General features: G+C 44.9%; 16 protein-coding genes. 6 read left to right on the forward strand and 10 right to left on the reverse strand.

Features of this window, described 5'->3' with window-relative positions:
• Positions 1–18: 18 nt before the first annotated feature.
• On the reverse strand, positions 19–453 hold the full coding sequence (gene rpiB, locus ACTNEW_RS11950) for a ribose 5-phosphate isomerase B (protein ID WP_441061237.1): 435 nt from the start codon (positions 451–453) through the stop codon (positions 19–21).
• A 71-nt stretch (positions 454–524) separates the two neighbouring features.
• Positions 525–1,583: an L-threonylcarbamoyladenylate synthase gene (locus ACTNEW_RS11955; RefSeq protein ID WP_441061240.1), complete on the reverse strand. Its 1,059-nt coding sequence runs from the start codon at positions 1,581–1,583 to the stop codon at positions 525–527.
• A gap of 343 nt (positions 1,584–1,926) precedes the next feature.
• Here ACTNEW_RS11955 and ACTNEW_RS11960 point away from each other — a divergent pair, with 343 nt between their 5' ends.
• The 4 genes from ACTNEW_RS11960 to ACTNEW_RS11975 all read left to right on the forward strand — a co-directional run bounded on the left by ACTNEW_RS11960 (position 1,927) and on the right by ACTNEW_RS11975 (position 6,575).
• The gene (locus ACTNEW_RS11960) at positions 1,927–3,570 is read left to right on the forward strand and encodes a peptide ABC transporter substrate-binding protein (protein WP_441061243.1); all 1,644 of its coding nucleotides are present in this window, start codon (positions 1,927–1,929) and stop codon (positions 3,568–3,570) included.
• Between the two features lie 124 nt (positions 3,571–3,694).
• Positions 3,695–4,630 (forward strand): ABC transporter permease, encoded by a 936-nt coding sequence (locus ACTNEW_RS11965; protein ID WP_441061246.1) that lies wholly within the window; start codon positions 3,695–3,697, stop codon positions 4,628–4,630.
• 4 nt (positions 4,631–4,634) lie between these two features.
• Complete coding sequence (locus tag ACTNEW_RS11970) at positions 4,635–5,618, forward strand: ABC transporter permease (protein ID WP_441061249.1); 984 nt, start codon at positions 4,635–4,637, stop codon at positions 5,616–5,618.
• 18 nt (positions 5,619–5,636) lie between these two features.
• Positions 5,637–6,575 carry an ABC transporter ATP-binding protein gene (locus ACTNEW_RS11975; RefSeq protein ID WP_441061252.1) on the forward strand — a complete coding sequence of 313 codons (939 nt, stop codon included), beginning with the start codon at positions 5,637–5,639 and terminating at the stop codon, positions 6,573–6,575.
• A gap of 86 nt (positions 6,576–6,661) precedes the next feature.
• Here ACTNEW_RS11975 and ACTNEW_RS11980 read toward each other — a convergent pair whose 3' ends face one another.
• The 6 genes from ACTNEW_RS11980 to ACTNEW_RS12005 all read right to left on the reverse strand — a co-directional run bounded on the left by ACTNEW_RS11980 (position 6,662) and on the right by ACTNEW_RS12005 (position 15,052).
• Complete coding sequence (locus ACTNEW_RS11980; RefSeq protein ID WP_441061255.1) at positions 6,662–7,243, reverse strand: HD domain-containing protein; 582 nt, start codon at positions 7,241–7,243, stop codon at positions 6,662–6,664.
• Positions 7,244–7,503: 260 nt separating this feature from the next.
• Positions 7,504–9,747: a DUF2298 domain-containing protein gene (locus ACTNEW_RS11985; protein WP_441061257.1), complete on the reverse strand. Its 2,244-nt coding sequence runs from the start codon at positions 9,745–9,747 to the stop codon at positions 7,504–7,506.
• A 40-nt stretch (positions 9,748–9,787) separates the two neighbouring features.
• Complete coding sequence (locus ACTNEW_RS11990; RefSeq protein ID WP_441061260.1) at positions 9,788–11,845, reverse strand: hypothetical protein; 2,058 nt, start codon at positions 11,843–11,845, stop codon at positions 9,788–9,790.
• Positions 11,846–11,916: 71 nt separating this feature from the next.
• Positions 11,917–12,621 (reverse strand): N-acetylmuramoyl-L-alanine amidase, encoded by a 705-nt coding sequence (locus tag ACTNEW_RS11995; RefSeq protein WP_441061262.1) that lies wholly within the window; start codon positions 12,619–12,621, stop codon positions 11,917–11,919.
• 151 nt (positions 12,622–12,772) lie between these two features.
• A complete protein-coding gene (locus ACTNEW_RS12000) occupies positions 12,773–14,422 on the reverse strand; it encodes a glycosyl hydrolase family 18 protein (RefSeq protein ID WP_441061264.1) in 1,650 nt (549 codons plus the stop codon).
• Between the two features lie 333 nt (positions 14,423–14,755).
• Positions 14,756–15,052, reverse strand: a complete 297-nt coding sequence (locus ACTNEW_RS12005) for a hypothetical protein (protein ID WP_441061267.1) — start codon at positions 15,050–15,052, stop codon at positions 14,756–14,758.
• A 590-nt stretch (positions 15,053–15,642) separates the two neighbouring features.
• Between ACTNEW_RS12005 and ACTNEW_RS12010 the strand changes: the two genes are divergently transcribed.
• Positions 15,643–16,395, forward strand: coding sequence for an adaptor protein MecA (locus tag ACTNEW_RS12010; protein ID WP_441061269.1), 753 nt, complete (start codon positions 15,643–15,645; stop codon positions 16,393–16,395).
• 87 nt (positions 16,396–16,482) lie between these two features.
• Here ACTNEW_RS12010 and ACTNEW_RS12015 read toward each other — a convergent pair whose 3' ends face one another.
• Positions 16,483–16,683 carry a DUF1858 domain-containing protein gene (locus ACTNEW_RS12015; protein WP_441061272.1) on the reverse strand — a complete coding sequence of 67 codons (201 nt, stop codon included), beginning with the start codon at positions 16,681–16,683 and terminating at the stop codon, positions 16,483–16,485.
• Positions 16,684–16,865: 182 nt separating this feature from the next.
• Here ACTNEW_RS12015 and ACTNEW_RS12020 point away from each other — a divergent pair, with 182 nt between their 5' ends.
• The gene (locus ACTNEW_RS12020) at positions 16,866–17,036 is read left to right on the forward strand and encodes a DUF362 domain-containing protein (RefSeq protein WP_287778732.1); all 171 of its coding nucleotides are present in this window, start codon (positions 16,866–16,868) and stop codon (positions 17,034–17,036) included.
• Positions 17,037–17,213: 177 nt separating this feature from the next.
• Here ACTNEW_RS12020 and ACTNEW_RS12025 read toward each other — a convergent pair whose 3' ends face one another.
• Complete coding sequence (locus tag ACTNEW_RS12025; protein WP_441061274.1) at positions 17,214–17,774, reverse strand: helix-turn-helix domain-containing protein; 561 nt, start codon at positions 17,772–17,774, stop codon at positions 17,214–17,216.
• Positions 17,775–17,991: the final 217 nt, after the last annotated feature.

Below are 17,991 nucleotides of genomic sequence, written 5' to 3' on the forward strand. Positions count from 1 at the left end.
CCATATCCTCCGCTTCTCTTACTCTTCTGTCTCCATCTGAGCAATTCTGTTCATATGTCGTTCAGCTCCGGAGAATGGAGTATTCAGAAATGTATCAACAATCTTTACAGCGAGTCCCGTTCCTACTACTCTGCCGCCAAGAGCCAGTACATTGGCATCGTTGTGAAGCCTTGTTGCTTCTGCACAGAAACAGTCTGTACACAGAGCTGCCCGAATGCCTTTAAATTTATTTGCTGTAATGGAAATTCCGATTCCTGTTCCGCAGATCAGAATTCCTTTTTCACATTCGCCGCTCAAAATAGATTTTGCAACTTTTTTTGCGTAAACCGGATAATCCACTGCATCCGTACTGTCACATCCGAAATCTTTATACTCAAGACCTTTTTCATCTAAATATTTCTTAATCTCCAACTTTAATTCATAACCGCCATGATCACATCCAAGAGCTATCATTTTTTATTCCTCCTACTATTCTTTCTTTATAAAATTATTATAACAGGTAAACCATAAACTTCAACCATTTCTCAACTCTCTGAAACGGAAATAATCTTATGACCTGCTGCTTTCAGCAGACGGTTCATGATTGCCTGTCCGATTCTCGGTGTAAAAAAAGCTTCTGAATAAATGGCATCTACCTGACAATGATCAAATTCCCGCAGGACTTCAAAGAGATGGTGCCCGATGGAATCCTCATCCTCACGGCTTCCGATGCTTTTCACAATTCCCAGCGGATACTTCTCCCTGGTTTCATCTGTGGCAATGATTCCCACCTGTGTTCCTCTGTCAACTGCCTCGGCCGCAAATGTATTGATCGCACGAATCACCGCATCCATCTCACCTTCCACAATGGTAAGGTCTGCTTTTGGTGCATAATGACGGTATTTCATTCCGGGAGCCTTCGGCTTCACATTGCTGTCTGTGATCAGAAGGCCTCTGTCCATCTGAACTTCTCCCAGAACCTCCTTTATCATATCCAGCGAAATATACCCCGGTCTCAGAACTACCGGAATCTCTTCCGTAAAATCTACGATCGTAGACTCCAGCCCGATTCCCACCTGGCCGCCATCAATGATCATATCAATTTCATCTCCAAGATCTTCGATCACATGCTCTGCCATTGTCGGGCTAGGGCGTCCTGACGTATTCGCACTCGGTGCTGCCACAAAGCCGCCGGCTGCCCGGATCAGTTCCTGGGCAATCCTGTCACTGGGGAAACGCACCGCCACACTGTCCAGTCCTCCGGTCGTCTCTTTCGGCACGACCGCCGCTCTGGGCAGAATCATCGTCAGCGGTCCCGGCCAGTATTTCTGTGCCAGAAGCTTCGCCTTTTCCGGAATTTCCGCCGCTATTTCCGATAACTTTCCCATTTCTGCGATATGCACGATCAGAGGATTATCAGACGGCCTTCCCTTGGCCGCATAGATTTTCATCGAGGCCTCCGGATCCAGTGCATTGCCGCCAAGTCCATATACGGTCTCTGTCGGAAAAGCAACCAGTCCTCCTTCTTTTAAAATCGTACCGGCTTTTCGTATTGCCTCTATATTTAAATTGTCTGCCGACATTTTTACAATCTCTGCCCTCATTTGTCTGCGCGTCCTTTCCTTTTCCTGCAGTGTAAACAGGAAACCAGCTGTATCAATAAATCTCTTTGCTGGTAGTTCCCATTTTCCTGCACAGATTGCTGTTTTTTATAATAACACAAAACTTTCCCAATTGGAAGACTCAGCAAAGTCCACGAAACTATTCCGAAAAGGCGAATCATCTTTTGTGGAAATTGTGTATAAAAAATTGTGATTTTTCGCAAATTGTTTCTATACTTCTACGCGCTAATATGCTATATTCTTAAAAGAGCGCAAAGGAGCCTCAATAAAGTTCTTTTTGCGTTTTTTATTTTTACAACTGAATATGATGAAGGAGGAAATAATTATGAGAAAAACAAAAGCAGCAGTTTCACTTCTCACTGTTTCCGCTCTTGTTCTCGGACTTACCAGTTTCAACACAACAGTCTTTGCTGAAACCGGCACTTCCGACCTGAACATCATGCTGGAAACTCCGGTAGAATCCCTCGACCCTCAGCAGGCTACAGACGGAACTTCTTTCGAAGTCATCGCTGACTATACTGACGGTCTGATGCAGATGGATGCAGATGGACAGGCAGTTCCCGCAATCGCAGAAAGCTATGACCTTTCTGAAGACGGACTTACCTACACCTTCCATTTACGCGACGCATCCTGGAGCAATGGAGATCCTGTCACAGCAGCAGACTTTGTCTATGCATGGCAGAGAGCAGTTGATCCGGAAATCGCTTCTGAGTATTCCTACATGTTAAGCGATATCGGTCAGGTCGTAAATGCAGCAGAAATCATCGCCGGTGAAAAAGACAAGAGCGAACTCGGCGTTACCGCAGTTGATGACAAGACTCTGGAAGTTCAGCTGAACGTACCTGTCAGCTATTTCCTGTCCCTGATGTATTTCCCGACATTCTATCCGGTAAATCAGGCATTCTACGAATCCGTAGGTGATACTTTCGGAACCAGCCCGGAAACCGTACTTTCCAACGGTGCTTTTACTCTGGATACATACGAACCGGCTGCAACCGCTTTCCACCTTACCAAGAATGAAGACTACTGGGATGCAGACAGAATTCAGCTTCCAGGACTGAACTATCAGGTAATCCAGGATTCTCAGCAGGCTCTCATGAGCTATCAGACAGGTGCTCTTGACACCACTCTGGTAAACGGCGAGCAGGTTGATCAGGTAAAGGACGACCCTGAATTCCAGACCATCGGTGCCGGATATCTGTGGTACGTAAGCCCAAACATTGATACTGTTCCGGAACTTGCAAACCTCAACATCCGTCTTGCCATGACTCACGCGATCAACCGTGAAGCCATCACAGACAATGTATTAAAAGATGGTTCTATCCCGACCTACACTGCAGTTCCAATGCAGTTTGCAGCCGGTCCTGACGAATCTGACTTCTCTGAAGACCAGACCAAATACTCCGATGTCTGCGCATATGACGCTGACAAAGCCGCTGAACTCTGGGCAGCAGGTCTTGAAGAGCTTGGAATCTCTGAACTGACACTGGATATGATCGTAGATGCAGATGACGCTCCGCAGAAGGTTGCACAGGTTCTGAAAGAACAGTGGGAAACTACTCTTCCGGGACTTACCGTAAATCTTACCATCGAGCCGAAGAAACAGCGTGTACAGGATATGCAGGACGGCAACTTTGAAGCAGCACTTACCCGTTGGGGACCGGACTACGCTGACCCGATGACCTATCTTGGCATGTGGATCACAGGCAACTCCAACAACTACGGTCTGTGGAGCAACGCAGATTACGATGCAATCATCGCTGAATGTACAACCGGAGACCTCTGCACAGACGCAGAAGGACGCTGGGCAAGACTGTACGATGCAGAAAAAATCGTTATGGATGATGCAGTAATCTTCCCGCTTTACACTCAGGCAAATGCAGAAATGCTGTCTTCCAAGGTTACCGGAATCGAATTCCATCCGGTTGCCCTGAACCGCGTTTACAAAAACGCAGCAAAGACAGAGTAAAGGTTACTGTTCACCGGGTATATCCGGCGAACAATAACGAATAAATCACTGACGGACATTTTAAGTTCTGGCCGCACTAAGGAGCGCTTTAGTGCGGCCTTTTAAATAAACGAGGAGGATAAAAGTGAAAAAATATACAGTCAAACGATTGCTGACTTCTCTTTTTACGCTCCTGGCCATCCTGCTGATTCTTTTTATCCTGATGCAGTTAATGCCAGGTTCTCCCTTTAACGATGAAAAACTGAATGAGGCACAGAAAGCCTCCCTTTATGCCAAATATGGTCTGGATGACCCCATTGTTATACAGTTTTTCCGTTATGTGGGAAATATGCTCCATGGAGCTCTGGGTGTCAGCTACAAAATATCCAAGAATACCCCTATTTCCCAGATGCTGGAAACACGACTTCCTGTATCCATTTTTATCGGCGGCTTCGCCGTTTTCATCGGTGCAGTCCTTGGTCTGATCCTCGGACTTATCGCAGCACTGAAACATGACACGATTTTTGATTCACTTGCAACTATCATTTCCGTTATCGGTGTTTCCGTACCTTCCTATGTATTCGCACTGATGCTCAGCTATTCTCTGGGCTTCCGCATGCAGTGGTTCCCGATGCTGTATAACGCACAGAATTCCTTTCATTCCAGTGTACTCCCCAGTATCTCCCTTTCCATGTTCACCATGGCATCCATTGCACGTTTTACCAGAAGTGAAATGCTGGAGGTTCTGGACAGCGATTATATGCTTCTCGCAGAGAGCAAAGGAATATCCGGAGCATCCCTGATTTTCCGTCACGCTCTCCGTAATGCACTGATCCCGATCATCACGGTACTTGCTCCGCTGATCGTCGATCTGATGACTGGATCCCTGGTAGTCGAAAAAATCTTTGCTATCCCCGGTGTGGGAAGCCTTCTGGTAAATGCCATCCAGTCCAACGACTATAATGTGGTCATTTCCCTGAGTTTCATTTATTCTGCAATGTATATCGGTATTATGCTGGTAGTGGATATCCTCTACGGTATCATCGACCCGCGTATCCGCCTGGCAAAGAAAGGAGACTGAGCGCATGAAAGAAACAGCAACTGTCGGTACAGCAGCCGCTTATGTCCCTGTTGACGCCGATTTCAAACTGAAAGACAATGCCGGTGATATCACCATCAACACCAACTTTGCTTCCCAGAGTTTCTGGAAAGATGTATTTATCCGCTATTTCCGCAAAACAAGCGCCGTCATCGGTCTGATTCTCATTATCCTCATCAGCATCATGGCTGTTGTCGGTCCGGGAATGAATGACTATACCTATTCCGGTCAGGAACTCAGTCAGAAGAATTTTGCACCAAGAGTCAAATGGCTGGAAAAATTCGGAATCATGGATGGTTCCGAAACGATGAAGACCACCACCGGATCCATGGAAATCAATTATTACAAAGACAAAGGCCTGGATGACCTCTACTACTGGTTCGGAAGCGACAATTTCGGACGTGACATCTGGACCCGTACCTGGTCAGGCGCCAGAGTTTCCCTGATCATTGCCATTGCCGCAGCGATCATCGACATGCTCATTGGTATGAGTTATGGTCTGATCTCCGGCTATTTCGGCGGAAAAGTCGATATGATCATGCAGCGAATCCTGGAGATTGCCAATGGTATACCAAGACTTGTGATTGTTACACTGCTGCTTTTGATTCTCCAACCCGGTATGCTGACCATCATCTTCGCCCTGATGCTGACCGAATGGGTGGGAATGAGCCGCATTGCCCGTGCGGAAATGCTGAAGCTCAAAGAGCAGGAATTTGTCCTTGCATCCCGTACGCTGGGTGCCGGAAGCTTCTTTATCATCTTTAAGGAAGTTCTTCCGAACATCATCGGACCAATCATTACGCAGGTAATGTTCTCCATTCCTACTGCAATATTTACAGAAGCATTTTTAAGCTTCGTCGGACTTGGAATCCCGGTTCCGCAGTGTTCCTTAGGCTCTCTGATTTCCGAAGGATTCAACAGCTTCACCACCCATCCGTATCAGATCATTCCTCCCATATCGAACGAATGAAAAAGGAGGCGCAGAGAAATGGCAGCGAATTATAATGCAGCGCCGATTTTAACAATAGAAGGGCTGAAACAGTATTTCAAAGTAAGTAAGAACTACACGGTAAAAGCCGTAGACAATGTTTCCTTTAAAATCTACCCCGGCGAAACATACGGCCTTGTCGGAGAATCCGGTTCCGGCAAGTCTACCATCGGGCGAAGTGTCATCCGCCTTTATGATCCTACAGAAGGCAAAATCCTTTTCAACGGAATGGATATCAGCAAAAAAATATCCAAAGCAGATAACAATCGCCTGAGAACTCAGATGCAGATGATTTTCCAGGATCCCATGGCCTCCCTGAATCCCCGCAAAAAGGTCGAGGATATCATCGGAGAGGGTCTGGACATCCACCATATGTATAAAACCCGTGCAGAACGCAAACAGAAGATTGAAGCCATTCTGGCAAAGGTCGGACTTGCACCGGAACATGCATCCCGCTATCCTCACCAGTTTTCGGGCGGCCAGAGGCAGCGTGTCGGCATTGCCCGTGCTCTGATCATGAATCCCAAGCTTATCATCGCAGATGAATGTATCTCCGCTCTGGATGTTTCTATCCAGGCTCAGGTCGTCAATCTGATGAAAGATATCCAGGAAGAAACAGGTGCCGCGTATCTTTTCATCGCCCATGACCTGTCCATGGTCAAATATATCTCTGACCGGATCGGTGTTCTCCATCTGGGACACCTTCTGGAAACCGGAACTACAGAAGAAATCTTCGAGAATCCTGTACATCCCTATACCAGAAGCCTTCTCTCTGCCATTCCTTCTCCGAATCCGATTCTGGAGAAGAACCACACAGCAGAGACCTACGACTATAAATCTTCTGGTCTGGATTACAATAAAGGAACTGACCACCTGGTATCCGGTACCCACTATGTGAAATGTACCGATGAAGAATTTGAACGATTTCTGAAGCGCTGAGAAAATACACATAGCTATTTCCCCGCAGCAAAGCACAAAACACCCCACAGCAAACCTTACGGATATCTGCTGCGGGGTGTTTTCATTTACTGCCGGATATAAATTCCCTGCTCCTCGATCCAGTCTTCCAGATCCTGCAGGCCATCCTGTGCCCAGGTCTCCGACATCTGAAACTCTTCCGGATAAAACATATCTCTGGCAATCGTTTTTCCGGTTTCTGTCCGGAAAATCTTTTTGACACTGGCTTTGATACTTTCCTCATCAAGTCCGTCTTCAAAATAATTCACCAGAAAATCTGCCTCTACCAGAATCTGATAGTCCAGACCATCGATATCCGTATAAGTATGATGATGTCCGACCAGATACGCAACTCTCTCGATCACATCCGGAGCAAATCCAAGTCCTTTCAGCATTTCTTCCGCATAAGCCGGTCCTTCCTGTTCCTGAAGCTTTCCATTGCAGTTCCCGTATTTCTCCATAGCCGGACGGATTCCGATATCATGGACAAGTGCGGCTGCTTCCAGAATATACTGTGTTTTTTCATCCAGATGCTCTTCCTGACCAATCAGCCGTGCAAAATTATGTACTTTGGTAAAATGCTGGATTCTTTTCGCGTCACCCTTGTCAAACGCGATCATTTTCTTATAAAGTTCATTCATTCGACTCATAATATCATTTCCTCCTTATGCATGAAACACTCCCTCACAGCCCGTACACCGATTCGCGAAAAACGAAATCCCCATCTTCGATATACTGACAAATCACACAGAGTTTTCTATCTGGACATTCCTTCCAGTAACACAAAAGCGGACCAAAAGAGCATCATTCAGACGTCTTTGTCCGCTTTTTTATGAGAATACTATAACATTTTCTAATGTTTTCTGTCAATCATTCTGCATGATTTCCTATAACAGCTGTATGCCTTCTCTCAGGACTCCATATTTACCTTCAAAATCCACGTGCCATAGTTTTCATCACGGAATACTACCTCACCCATCGTTTCCAGAAGTGCCTCATTCAGATTTTCTCCATATTTTTCTCTTTCCCTGGCACCGACAAAAATATAGGAAACATCATAATACTCCAGAAGATTTTTCACCTCTTCCGCATCCGCAGAAGTATAAATTGTTTCTACTTCCGCACTTTTCTCATTCAGATCCTCCACATCGTTTCTCCAGAGCCATTCATGCACACGCCATCCTACAATGGTAGGCAGCCCGGTCATTGCGGATACACGGTTAAAGGCAGTATAACTGTCACCATTGGCTTCCAGCACAACCGGTGAACCATCAACATTCTCCTTCAGCCAGTAAATCCCTGCTGCATCCTCCGGAAATTCTGTTTCGATATAAGCCACTGCATTTAACCCCTGATAAACCTCAGGTTTCCATACTTCTCCAAACCATGCCCGCACACTGTTGCCAAAATATCCGCAGGTACAGACAAGAAGAAACAGTCCAATGCCGGACAGCACTTTTATCACCTTCTGTCTGGAAAGAAGCAGCATTCGATAGATTACATAACCCATCGTCATACCAAACAGAAGATAAGCCTGATAAGTCAGCTTGAACATGGTATTGGCACGGGCATATCCATTCTCATAAATGTCCCGCACATAGACAATTTCCGGAATTATCACCAGTCCTATAGCACAAAGCCCCATGATCACTGCAAGCAGGTCAGGAATACAAACAGAACGCATCCATGTATAAAGATTCTTTTTTCTTTTTCTGAAAAGCTTTTCCCGAAGCACACAAATCAGAAACAGAATCGTCAGCATTGCCGGAAGTCCCCACAATACCAGAAGCTGGTATGGCAGAGAATGAAATTGCGCCAGTGCAATTCCTTCAACCATGGTCTTGAATTTCAGCGTAAACGGCAGAATAACCAGATAGGAAATTCCCAGAACTTCCACAGTCTGCGCAGCTGTCACTGCCAGAATTGTTTTCCATTTTCCCTCAAACCGTACAATGTTCATAAACAGCACAGCACCGCCGGTTACTACAAAATAAATCACAAAATCCCAGAAATTCGTCCACTGAAACATCCCTAGAAGAAGACTCACCAGAAGAAGGGCCGGAATAAGAAGCTGCTCTTTCCAGAACCGGACACTGCTTATTTCTGAAGATAAGGAATGTCTTCGTGTCTCCTGCATCCACGCATACAGAAGCCCCATCAGCAATAAAACAAAAAAGATATTCACCACATGCGCATGCAAATCTCCGAGCACAAAAGAATAACACGGAAATTCATGAATGGTCTTATCCGGCACATCCGGATCATAACCAATATACCGGGTTGCATCCGGGAACCAGTAACTGCTGATATTTTCTGCCCCGGTCATCTTCTCAATGGCCGGAATGAGTACCCCGTAGATCACATAATGCATGTTTCCGGCAATAGAAACCGCCACACCCGCTGTTATACCGGAAACCGCCGGAATCCATGCTTTTTTTCTGCGCATTCCCCGTCCAAGCCTGTCTGATGTCATCTGATATACCAGAGAAAACGGCAGGACAAACGCAAACGCCGCAACAAAAGTCCTCATAAGGTTATACGTGAGTTCCGGTTTGCTGCCTGAAAGCTTTGTAAGAAATACGGCAAAATACTGCCCGCCATAATAATAATTGATATGTCCCTCTGAATACCACAGATCCACTGCCGGGAGTTCCGTACTGCGCATCATCGCTTCCATGAAGCCATAATCCATAAATTTCTCTGTTCCATATGCCGCAGGATGAAATCCTGCCAGATATGTCCACATAAGAAATATGGCAAAAAACAGGATTTCTTCCCAGAAAACCAGATTCACTCCACCTGTTGGAAAGCATTCTTTCCCTGTTCTGCTCTGATGCTGGAACAGAATCCCGCAGCCAAGAGCACACACGATCACTACTCCCGCACATGTCCATACCGTAAAATCCAGAAGATTCACTGCCACCAGAAACCAGGTAAGGAATCCTGTCACCGCAATGCACAGCACCTTGGAAAACATCCATCCTTTATCTTCAAACCCGGAAAAGAGCATTCCCGTCACAGGCATCGCCAGAAGTCCCAGAACTCCTGCCAGCAGATACCATGTCCAGAATATCCATACATCTCCTTTCAGCAAAAATGCGGAAATTCCCAGCAATGCAATTATCAGAATTATTTTTCCAATCCTTTTTTTCATCTGTTCCTCCTGTTTTTTCCGGTATTTGATACTGTCACTCTCATTTTTCTGATGCCTGATAGATTCGAATCCTTCCGTCATTCGACGTATATACCAGAGGATACGCATCAGCAATGGCATCTTCCCTGCATGTTTTCTCCTCAAAGGTCATCCCCTCCTGAAACAGAATATAATCAATTCCTTCCTGCTCCGTCAGGGACTTCACTTCCTCTGCATAAGGAGTCGTATAAATCAAAACTGCCACCGAAGCCCGGTAATACGTATCATACCCTGCAGACCACGCATAATACGGCCATCCGCAGTACATCATCACACCGGCCATCGTTACCTCGTTCATACTGTATTCCGGTGTCAGAATCAAATCACTGCTGTCCAGATTTTCTTCCAGCCATTCTGTGAGATCACTGTCCATGACAACTCCCACCCGGTGACCCCTGTCATTATCTTTCAGAATCACTACGAAATCATAAATTCCTGTAATTGTCAGACAAACTGCCAGAACCACTGCCGCCGCTTTTCCCGTGATTCCCTTCTTCCATAGCCGAAGCAGCACATATGCCCAGAAAATTGTCAGAAATGCATACGCAATCATCACATATTTATGATTCACATTGATATCCGGTGTCAGAGAAATACAGAATGCAAACAAAACAGGAAACAAAAATGCTGTCAGAACTGACCGTTTCATCCTGTCCAGAAAAAGAGCAAGAATCAGAAGTCCGACAAAAAAGATTCCGCTCATCTGAATCAGATACCACAGCACACCCGGCAGTGATTTGTCCTCCGCAAGAAATCCCCAGTAAAACGAAAAAGTCATTCCGCCTTCTTTGATAAAAATTTTCGTCTGAATCAAAGAACATATCACAGCCGCAAGAGCAGTAAGCGCATAGTCCAGTTTTCCATCGGAAAACAACCCGAATCCCATAAGGATCAAAAGCCCTCCGATCACAGCTGCTCCATTCCAGAAGGAACTAAGTCCCAGCAGAATCCCCACTGCCAATGCCCGGCCTGCATCCCGAAACATCCAGGCTTCTCTGCTGAATAACCTTTTTTTCATCCAGCACAGCCCTGTTTCCGTATGCCGGTCTCCGGCCTCTACCCAGTCCAGATAGATCCATAATGCCGTACAGACGATGATCAGGCCAAAAGCCAGATGTCTCTGATTCAGATAAACATTAAAATTCCACAGCCCCCAGTCTTCATTGGCCGTATAGCCAATAAAGGAGGTATTTTCTTTAAGTACCTGCCACAAATCTCCTGCCTGCACATGCTCTGCCGCAAACCGGAAAAAAGCAGTCCCGCTTCTGAAAAAAAAGAGCACTACAGCACCTGCACCAGCAGCAGCCATTCCTGTGATCCGGACAGCCAGACCATACAGCATCATCAGAAATCCAAGCAGCGCCAATACACTGATCAGATTATAAGCCAGATCCAGCCTCATACCCAGATATTCCAGATTTCCTGCCAGAAACTGAAACATGAAATGGTATTTTACATCAGAACCTCCATAATGTGGATACTGTGTCGGAAAATTATCTCCTCTGGAAAACGACCGCATCATTGCAGTATGCGGTGCATAATCACCAAAGACACTGAACCCGGAATAAAGCACACCGTCCTTAATATGAAACACATAAAACATTATCCACAAAAGAAAAACGGCCAAAATTGCAAAAAATACGGCTTCCCTTTCATATTCCCCGCTTTCGGTCAGGAATTTCTCTCTTATGTTTCGATTTCTGCAAAATCGCATCAAAAAAACGCCACCGACTCCCGCATATCCTGCTGCCATAACCACAATATTCCCATAAAAAAGCGGTTCTGTTTTCTGAAAGATAACATCTGCCGCCCAGGAAATCCCGTAAACCGCCCAGGTTACTGCAAGCGTTCCTGCCGCAAACGCCGCCGGCCAGAATATCCAGCAAAAATTCTGTCCGGAAACAGCATATGTATTTTCTGTCCCGGAAGTAACGTTTTTTTCATGATTTATGCGAAATAAGAACCTTGCTGCCAGTTCCCGTCCCACAAGCATACATAATAATATATAAACAATACCAAGCATACCGTTCTCCTGCGCTTCCTCATCATCTCTTGTCATCCATCCTACCTCATTTTGGATGCACAACTGTTTTCTCTATATTATACTTCCAAGTATAGCAGACTTCAGAATCAGTTCAAGGTCTTTTTCTCCTCCAGATAGGCTTCGACTCCGTCTGCAAGAGCCTTTGCCACTTTATTCTGGTATTCTTCTGTCTGCAGCAATGCAGCTTCATCCGGATTTGTCAGAAATCCGCATTCTGCAATGACCAGTACACCTTCACTCCGTTTCAGAAGATAATACGAAGTATTTGGCTTGGCTTTCCTTTCCCGTTCCACTTCAAGTCCCCTGTTCAGATATTCCTGAAGCGTCTTCGCAAGCTTCTCTCCTTCTGCAGAATGCTGAAAGTAGAACACCTGCGGTCCTTTCACACCGGCATCACCATAGCTGTTCTGATGAATACTGACCGTCAGCACCGGTTCTGCCTCATTGATCAGTGCAATTCTTCTCTGCATATCCTGCGATTTCATATTGTGAGAAGCATCCTCATAAAGTCCTTTATCCTCCTGCCGCGTCATCACCACAGAAAACCCTTTTTCTTCCAGGGCTAATTTTAATTTCAGAGAAATCTCCAGATTAATCTTCTTCTCCTCCAGACCATTCAGACCGATCATTCCCGGATCTGCCCCTCCATGTCCCGGATCCACAACAATCACATTGGAGACCGCATCTTTTTTATTCAGCCGATTCACTACTTCCGCTGCCTGCTTAGACAAAACAAAAAAGCTGATCAGCAAAAGACACGCCATCGCCAGCTCCGCAATATATTTTTTCAATAGAAAACACCCTCCGGCATACTCTGTAAAATATATGTTCCGGAGAGTGTTTTTAGCATCGCAATAACAAGTTATCAGATGGAGTCATTTCGAAAAAAATGTACGAATGCTTTCTAATGAAAACCTTCTTCGCTTATTACTTCTCTTATTCCTACTGCAGATTATCCGTGATTACCGGCCAGATACTGCTGTTCTCAAAACCAAGCTTCCATGCGGCAACACCGGCCAGACCATACTGGGGAACCAGTTTCACTTTGGCCGCAACAGACTCCGCATCCTCCAGCCAGATCTGATAGGTATCACCATCCAACTCATAAGTACCGTAATTCTGTCCCACATCTTTATTCCAATACACCTGGGCCTGATTCGTGTTTACAGCCTCCTGTGCCGCATCCATACCGATTGCCTCACTGGAAAGCAGAGAACCGGAAGTTTTCCACAATCTGGTATAGAATGGGATCCCATTAATCACACGTTCCGCAGGAACCTCCTCAAGAGTATCCTGGATTCCCTTCTCCACCCATGGAAGAGAAGCAACCGAACCTGCTTCCTCAGATCCAACATAATGCTCATCATATCCCATAATGATCACATAATCCACCACTCGTCCCTGTTCTGCACGGTCATAATGACTGGTAAAGTCTTCCGGAACCGGATTATCCACAGAAAGTACAAGTCCATTCTTGTGACACTCAATTGAGATTTCACGGAGAAATTCAAGGAAATGAATTCCCACTTCTTCACTCAGATATTCAAAGTCCACATTAATTCCATCAAGCCCCACTTCCACGGAGGCCTGAATCAGCTGTCGGATCAGATTCTGTCTGGAAGATGTCAATGACAGTACCTGTGTCGTCTGAACATTCTCACTGAAATTGTCCACCAGGCCCCATACCTGCAGTCCTCTCTCATGAGCCTGCGCCACGTAATCGGAGGAAGCAATACTCGTAATATTTCCCGCATTATCCTGAATGGAAAACCAGGTCGGAGAAATAACATTCACTCCTGTCATATTCTGAATGGCATCTGCAAGATACCCATTGGCCTCCATGGAGGTCACCTGATGCCATACCATATTGACCGGTTCATCCATGGACAGATAGGTATACTGCTCTGTCTGGAAATCACGTTCACTGGTCAGTTCTTCCGGCGCTGAGATCTTTTTGTTCTCAATATAGCCGATATAACCATCCTGTGTGGCAACCTGACTCCATTCTTCCATCCCTTCCATATAAATCAGTTTCTCTCCAACTTTCACTTCTCTCAGAATTTCCGCCTTAATACCACCGAGGTAACGGACACTGGTATTTTTCAGAACCGTTACCGTAGGAACAGCGCTGAAATCATACTGTATGGCCACCCGTGCCGGATTCTGTGATACATATGTATCGATGTCTGTATATTGTCTGATAAACGACAGGCTCAGATAAACAGTTCCGTCCTTCAGCCAGACCTGCCCTCCTGCTTCCTGTGATGCCGGGAAGGACAAAAGCTCTGACGGCGTAGCATAGAGAATCGCGCTGTTCTCGGAATCCCAGTAATATCTCTGATTCAGATAAGTATTGACCACTTCCAGCGGAAGATACGCCTCTTCTCCGGAAACAAGGCCTCTCTGCTCCAGGACTTCTGTCCCCAGAATCAGAGCAGCTTCTCCGTCTGCAACCTGTCCGTAATATTCATTCAGATTCATATGCGCCTTCGTAGGCGTATATTTCATGATCACATGTACACCCAGACCGATCAGCCCTGTAATCAGGATCAACAGGCAGATAATCAGGGTCGGCATGTATTTCTTTCTCATAATTTTCTTCCTTTCATCCATGTTCATTTGCGGATTATCCGTTTTATTATAACATATCCGAAAAAGATTGCATTACATATTTCGACTATTTTACAGTTTTTTCACATTTTATATTTCTATTTCATTTATCGGTTTCTGCATTTCCTGTTTCTGATTTCACGTTTCTTTGTTTCATGTTTCCTTATATTTCATTGTTTTCAGAATAAGAAGATTCTCCCTCCAGGCTCTGTATGAGGGGGATCTGCCTGTATCCGGAAGAATCCTCTTATTCTTTTTGTGTCATACATCTCTCTTCAAAAGACACCGGCGGACTTATCACTTCCGCCGTCTCAATCATACATCCTCTACAAATTCAAAATTGACCTGCGCAATTCTTCCATTTTCATCTTCTGTATAATCGCGCATATAGCCTCCAGCCTCCGCAACGTTACAGGCGTTCGCGATTGCCCACGGACTGCTTGGTCGGCCATTCAGAAAAAGTGCAATATTCTGTTTCTCATAACCTTCCAGTTCCTCCATAAGAGGCGGCGCAAAATTGTCTTTCTTATTGTTTCGTGATATATTATCCGTATTCTGCCCTCCTTTCTCTAATGAATTTTCGGATACTGTTCCAAAAATGTTACTGTTCACCTGATTCTCCGTCACATACTTCACAGAATATTTCCAGTGAACAATCCTCAAAATTCTGTCTGCGCGGAACAAACGCCATTGATTTTAGAAAACACACCATAGGTTCTGAGAAAAGACTGCTCTGATACGTACCGAATTTAATCCTGGGAAATTGCCGGCTGCCGCAGCAGGAACGCTGCAAGAATGATTGGCAATGACATGTATATAAAAGATCATATGAGGATGTATTATGTAAGTTATATGGGGATACAGTATGTAAGTTGATATCTGGTGTTACGCTCTTCCGTCCGGACCAGAGTATCTTTTCCTGCTTTTCATTATACTGCTTTTCCGGCGAGATGCAATAACTTTCGTCAATTTGTGAAAAATTTTCGATTCTGTTTCCAAATATTTTATAAATAGGCAAATTGAATTTCTTTACATTCTCTATATTTGTGGTATATAATAAGTAAAAGCTGTGACTAATTTTAATCTGGCATTTCGGTTCCTAAAGCAATTTTCAAACACGCTCTAACGTGAATGTCCGTTGTCCAGGACTTTTATATGAAATAAATAACGATACCGATATACCAGGAATAGGATGTGATTAAATGAAAATAGAAAAGATAAATGAAAACCAGATTCGCTGTACCCTTACCAGGGAGGATCTCGAAACGCATCAGATCCGCATCAGCGAACTTGCTTACGGCACAGACAAGGCCAAGAAGCTATTCCGTGATATGATGCAGCAGGCTCAGATACAGTTTGGCTTTGAGGCGGACAATATTCCTCTGATGATCGAGGCGATTCCGATCAATGCAGACAGCATCGTTCTGATCATCACCAAAGTCGAAGATCCGGAAGAGCTGGATACCCGTTTTTCCAAATTTGCTCCGTTTAAAGACAACGCTCAGACGGAAAATATCCAGTTTGACGGTGCTGACAATATCATCGACATTTTCCAGAAGCTCTGTGAATCCAAATTGAAGAATCTTTCCAAAAAGGCAGCTTCTGATTCTGATACCGAAAAAAAAGAATCACAGACACAACCCTTTTCTGAAGAAGTGCCGGTCAATCTGACAAGGCTGTTCAGTTTCCGGTATCTGGACGATGTGATTTCTGCCGCTCATGGACTGAACGGATTTTTCGACGGCGAAAACATTCTTTACAAAGACAATGCCGGAGGTCACTATCAGCTGGTGATCCGCCAGTCTTCCTGCACACCGGAAGAATTTAACAAGGTATGCAATATTCTTTCTGAATATGGCAGCGGCAAAGCGTTCTCCGCATCCGGAGAAGCCTACTTAAGAGAACACGGTGAGCTCATCACAGCAGATGCTCTGCAGAATCTCATTCAGCTTTAATTTCACATAAAAACAGTAAACAAAAGGCTGGTAAGGAACCTGTTCCATACGGAATGTTTCCATTACCAGCCTTTTCTTCACAACTGATTATTCTCCAAGAAAATCGTTAATCTGCTGAACCAGAATATCTGCATCCAGACCGTGAACCATTGCAGCTTCTTCCAGAGATTCCATCTGTGCAGACGGGCATCCGATGCAGTGCATACCTGCTCTCATAAGAATTGCTACGATATTCGGATCTAATTTGATTAACTGGCCAATCAGCATATTTTTGTTAACTTTTGCCATTTTTTATTTCCTCCTTATGCATTCTTTTCACATTATAATACGAAACTGTGTCAGAATCAACGGGCAGATTCTAAAAATATGTTTATAATTTTATACTTGTAATCCTCGGTGAGATATATTAGAATGTTGATAGAACCTGAGTAAGGTACTAAAGAGTTCTAATATAAAAGGAGGATATTACAATGGCATATGTTATTACAGACGAATGTGTAAGCTGTGGAACTTGCGAAGGCGAGTGCCCATCTGAGGCTATTTCTCAGGGTGATGATCATTACGTAATCGACGCTGATGCATGTGTAGAGTGCGGAACCTGCGCAGAAGCATGTCCTACAGGCGCTATCGTAGAAGGCTGATTCACATTTACATGAAGAATCGAAGCGGGCCGCGGTATTTACCGTCGGCCCGTTTTTGATTTTATTATTCCTTGTTTTATGATCTTTTGATATTGTATTTTATCCCTTTTTTATGTACTTTCATCCCCTGATTCTGCAAGAGCGTGTTTGAAAATTGCCTTCCGACAGATGTGCGTCTCAATTTTTTCCTCTTCTCCGGCCTTTTTTATCCGCTGCTGCAGCGGCAGCCTCTCTCCTCGCCATCTGCTGCTGCCGGATCGCCAGATCCAGTGAACGATATCTTTCTTCATCTTCATTCTTCGCCTGCATTTCCTGCGTAATCAGCCGCTCCAGTATTGACTGAAATTCCAGTATTTTTTCATTCTCCACCCACACAAAAGGAACAGCACCTGCATCTGTAACAGAATCTTCTATATCCGATACAACGTCTTTATCCGATACAACGTCTTTATCCAATACAGCTTCCTCTGATTCCAGAAGTTTGATTTTACTTCCGGAAGAACCCGGAGCTGTACGGGAAATCTGGGGAATCAGTTCTTTGATCGCGCGAAGCTGCAGTCCCCTTTTCTTCAGTTCTCTGATATTCCTGAACAACTGAATATCATATCTGGTGTAGTAACGGTGACCAAGTTCATTGCGGCCGATCCGAAGATCCAGTTCATCCTCCCAGTAACGCAGGACATAAGATTTGACCCCGGTCATCTCTTCTGCCTGTCTGACAGTGTATTTTGGTTCCATACTACCACTCCTTTTGAAATTCCTTACCGCATATCCGTTTCCTTTTTTCTGCTTCCTGTTATTTGGCACAGAAAAATACGGAACAACTGCATCAGAATTATTATAGAGCAGATACACAGGAAAACGCAACGAAAAACGCTCGACGGATTATGACAGCATTTCTCTGCTCAGCAGAGCGGAAAAACTGCTCTCATTGCCCGTGCAGTGTACTCTTTGG

Source organism: Blautia sp. HCP3S3_G3, from assembly GCF_052063365.1.
Taxonomy (GTDB): Bacteria; Bacillota; Clostridia; order Lachnospirales; family Lachnospiraceae; genus Blautia_A.

Coding starts and splice junctions, on each gene's coding strand:
- rpiB (WP_441061237.1), bottom strand. CDS start 453: ATGATAGCTCTTGGATGTGATCATGGCGGTTATGAATTAAAGTTGGAG.
- ACTNEW_RS11955 (WP_441061240.1), bottom strand. CDS start 1,583: ATGAGGGCAGAGATTGTAAAAATGTCGGCAGACAATTTAAATATAGAG.
- ACTNEW_RS11960 (WP_441061243.1), top strand. CDS start 1,927: ATGAGAAAAACAAAAGCAGCAGTTTCACTTCTCACTGTTTCCGCTCTT.
- ACTNEW_RS11970 (WP_441061249.1), top strand. CDS start 4,635: ATGAAAGAAACAGCAACTGTCGGTACAGCAGCCGCTTATGTCCCTGTT.
- ACTNEW_RS11975 (WP_441061252.1), top strand. CDS start 5,637: ATGGCAGCGAATTATAATGCAGCGCCGATTTTAACAATAGAAGGGCTG.
- ACTNEW_RS11980 (WP_441061255.1), bottom strand. CDS start 7,243: ATGAGTCGAATGAATGAACTTTATAAGAAAATGATCGCGTTTGACAAG.
- ACTNEW_RS11985 (WP_441061257.1), bottom strand. CDS start 9,747: ATGAAAAAAAGGATTGGAAAAATAATTCTGATAATTGCATTGCTGGGA.
- ACTNEW_RS11990 (WP_441061260.1), bottom strand. CDS start 11,845: ATGACAAGAGATGATGAGGAAGCGCAGGAGAACGGTATGCTTGGTATT.
- ACTNEW_RS12000 (WP_441061264.1), bottom strand. CDS start 14,422: ATGAGAAAGAAATACATGCCGACCCTGATTATCTGCCTGTTGATCCTG.
- ACTNEW_RS12010 (WP_441061269.1), top strand. CDS start 15,643: ATGAAAATAGAAAAGATAAATGAAAACCAGATTCGCTGTACCCTTACC.
- ACTNEW_RS12015 (WP_441061272.1), bottom strand. CDS start 16,683: ATGGCAAAAGTTAACAAAAATATGCTGATTGGCCAGTTAATCAAATTA.
- ACTNEW_RS12020 (WP_287778732.1), top strand. CDS start 16,866: ATGGCATATGTTATTACAGACGAATGTGTAAGCTGTGGAACTTGCGAA.
- ACTNEW_RS12025 (WP_441061274.1), bottom strand. CDS start 17,774: ATGGAACCAAAATACACTGTCAGACAGGCAGAAGAGATGACCGGGGTC.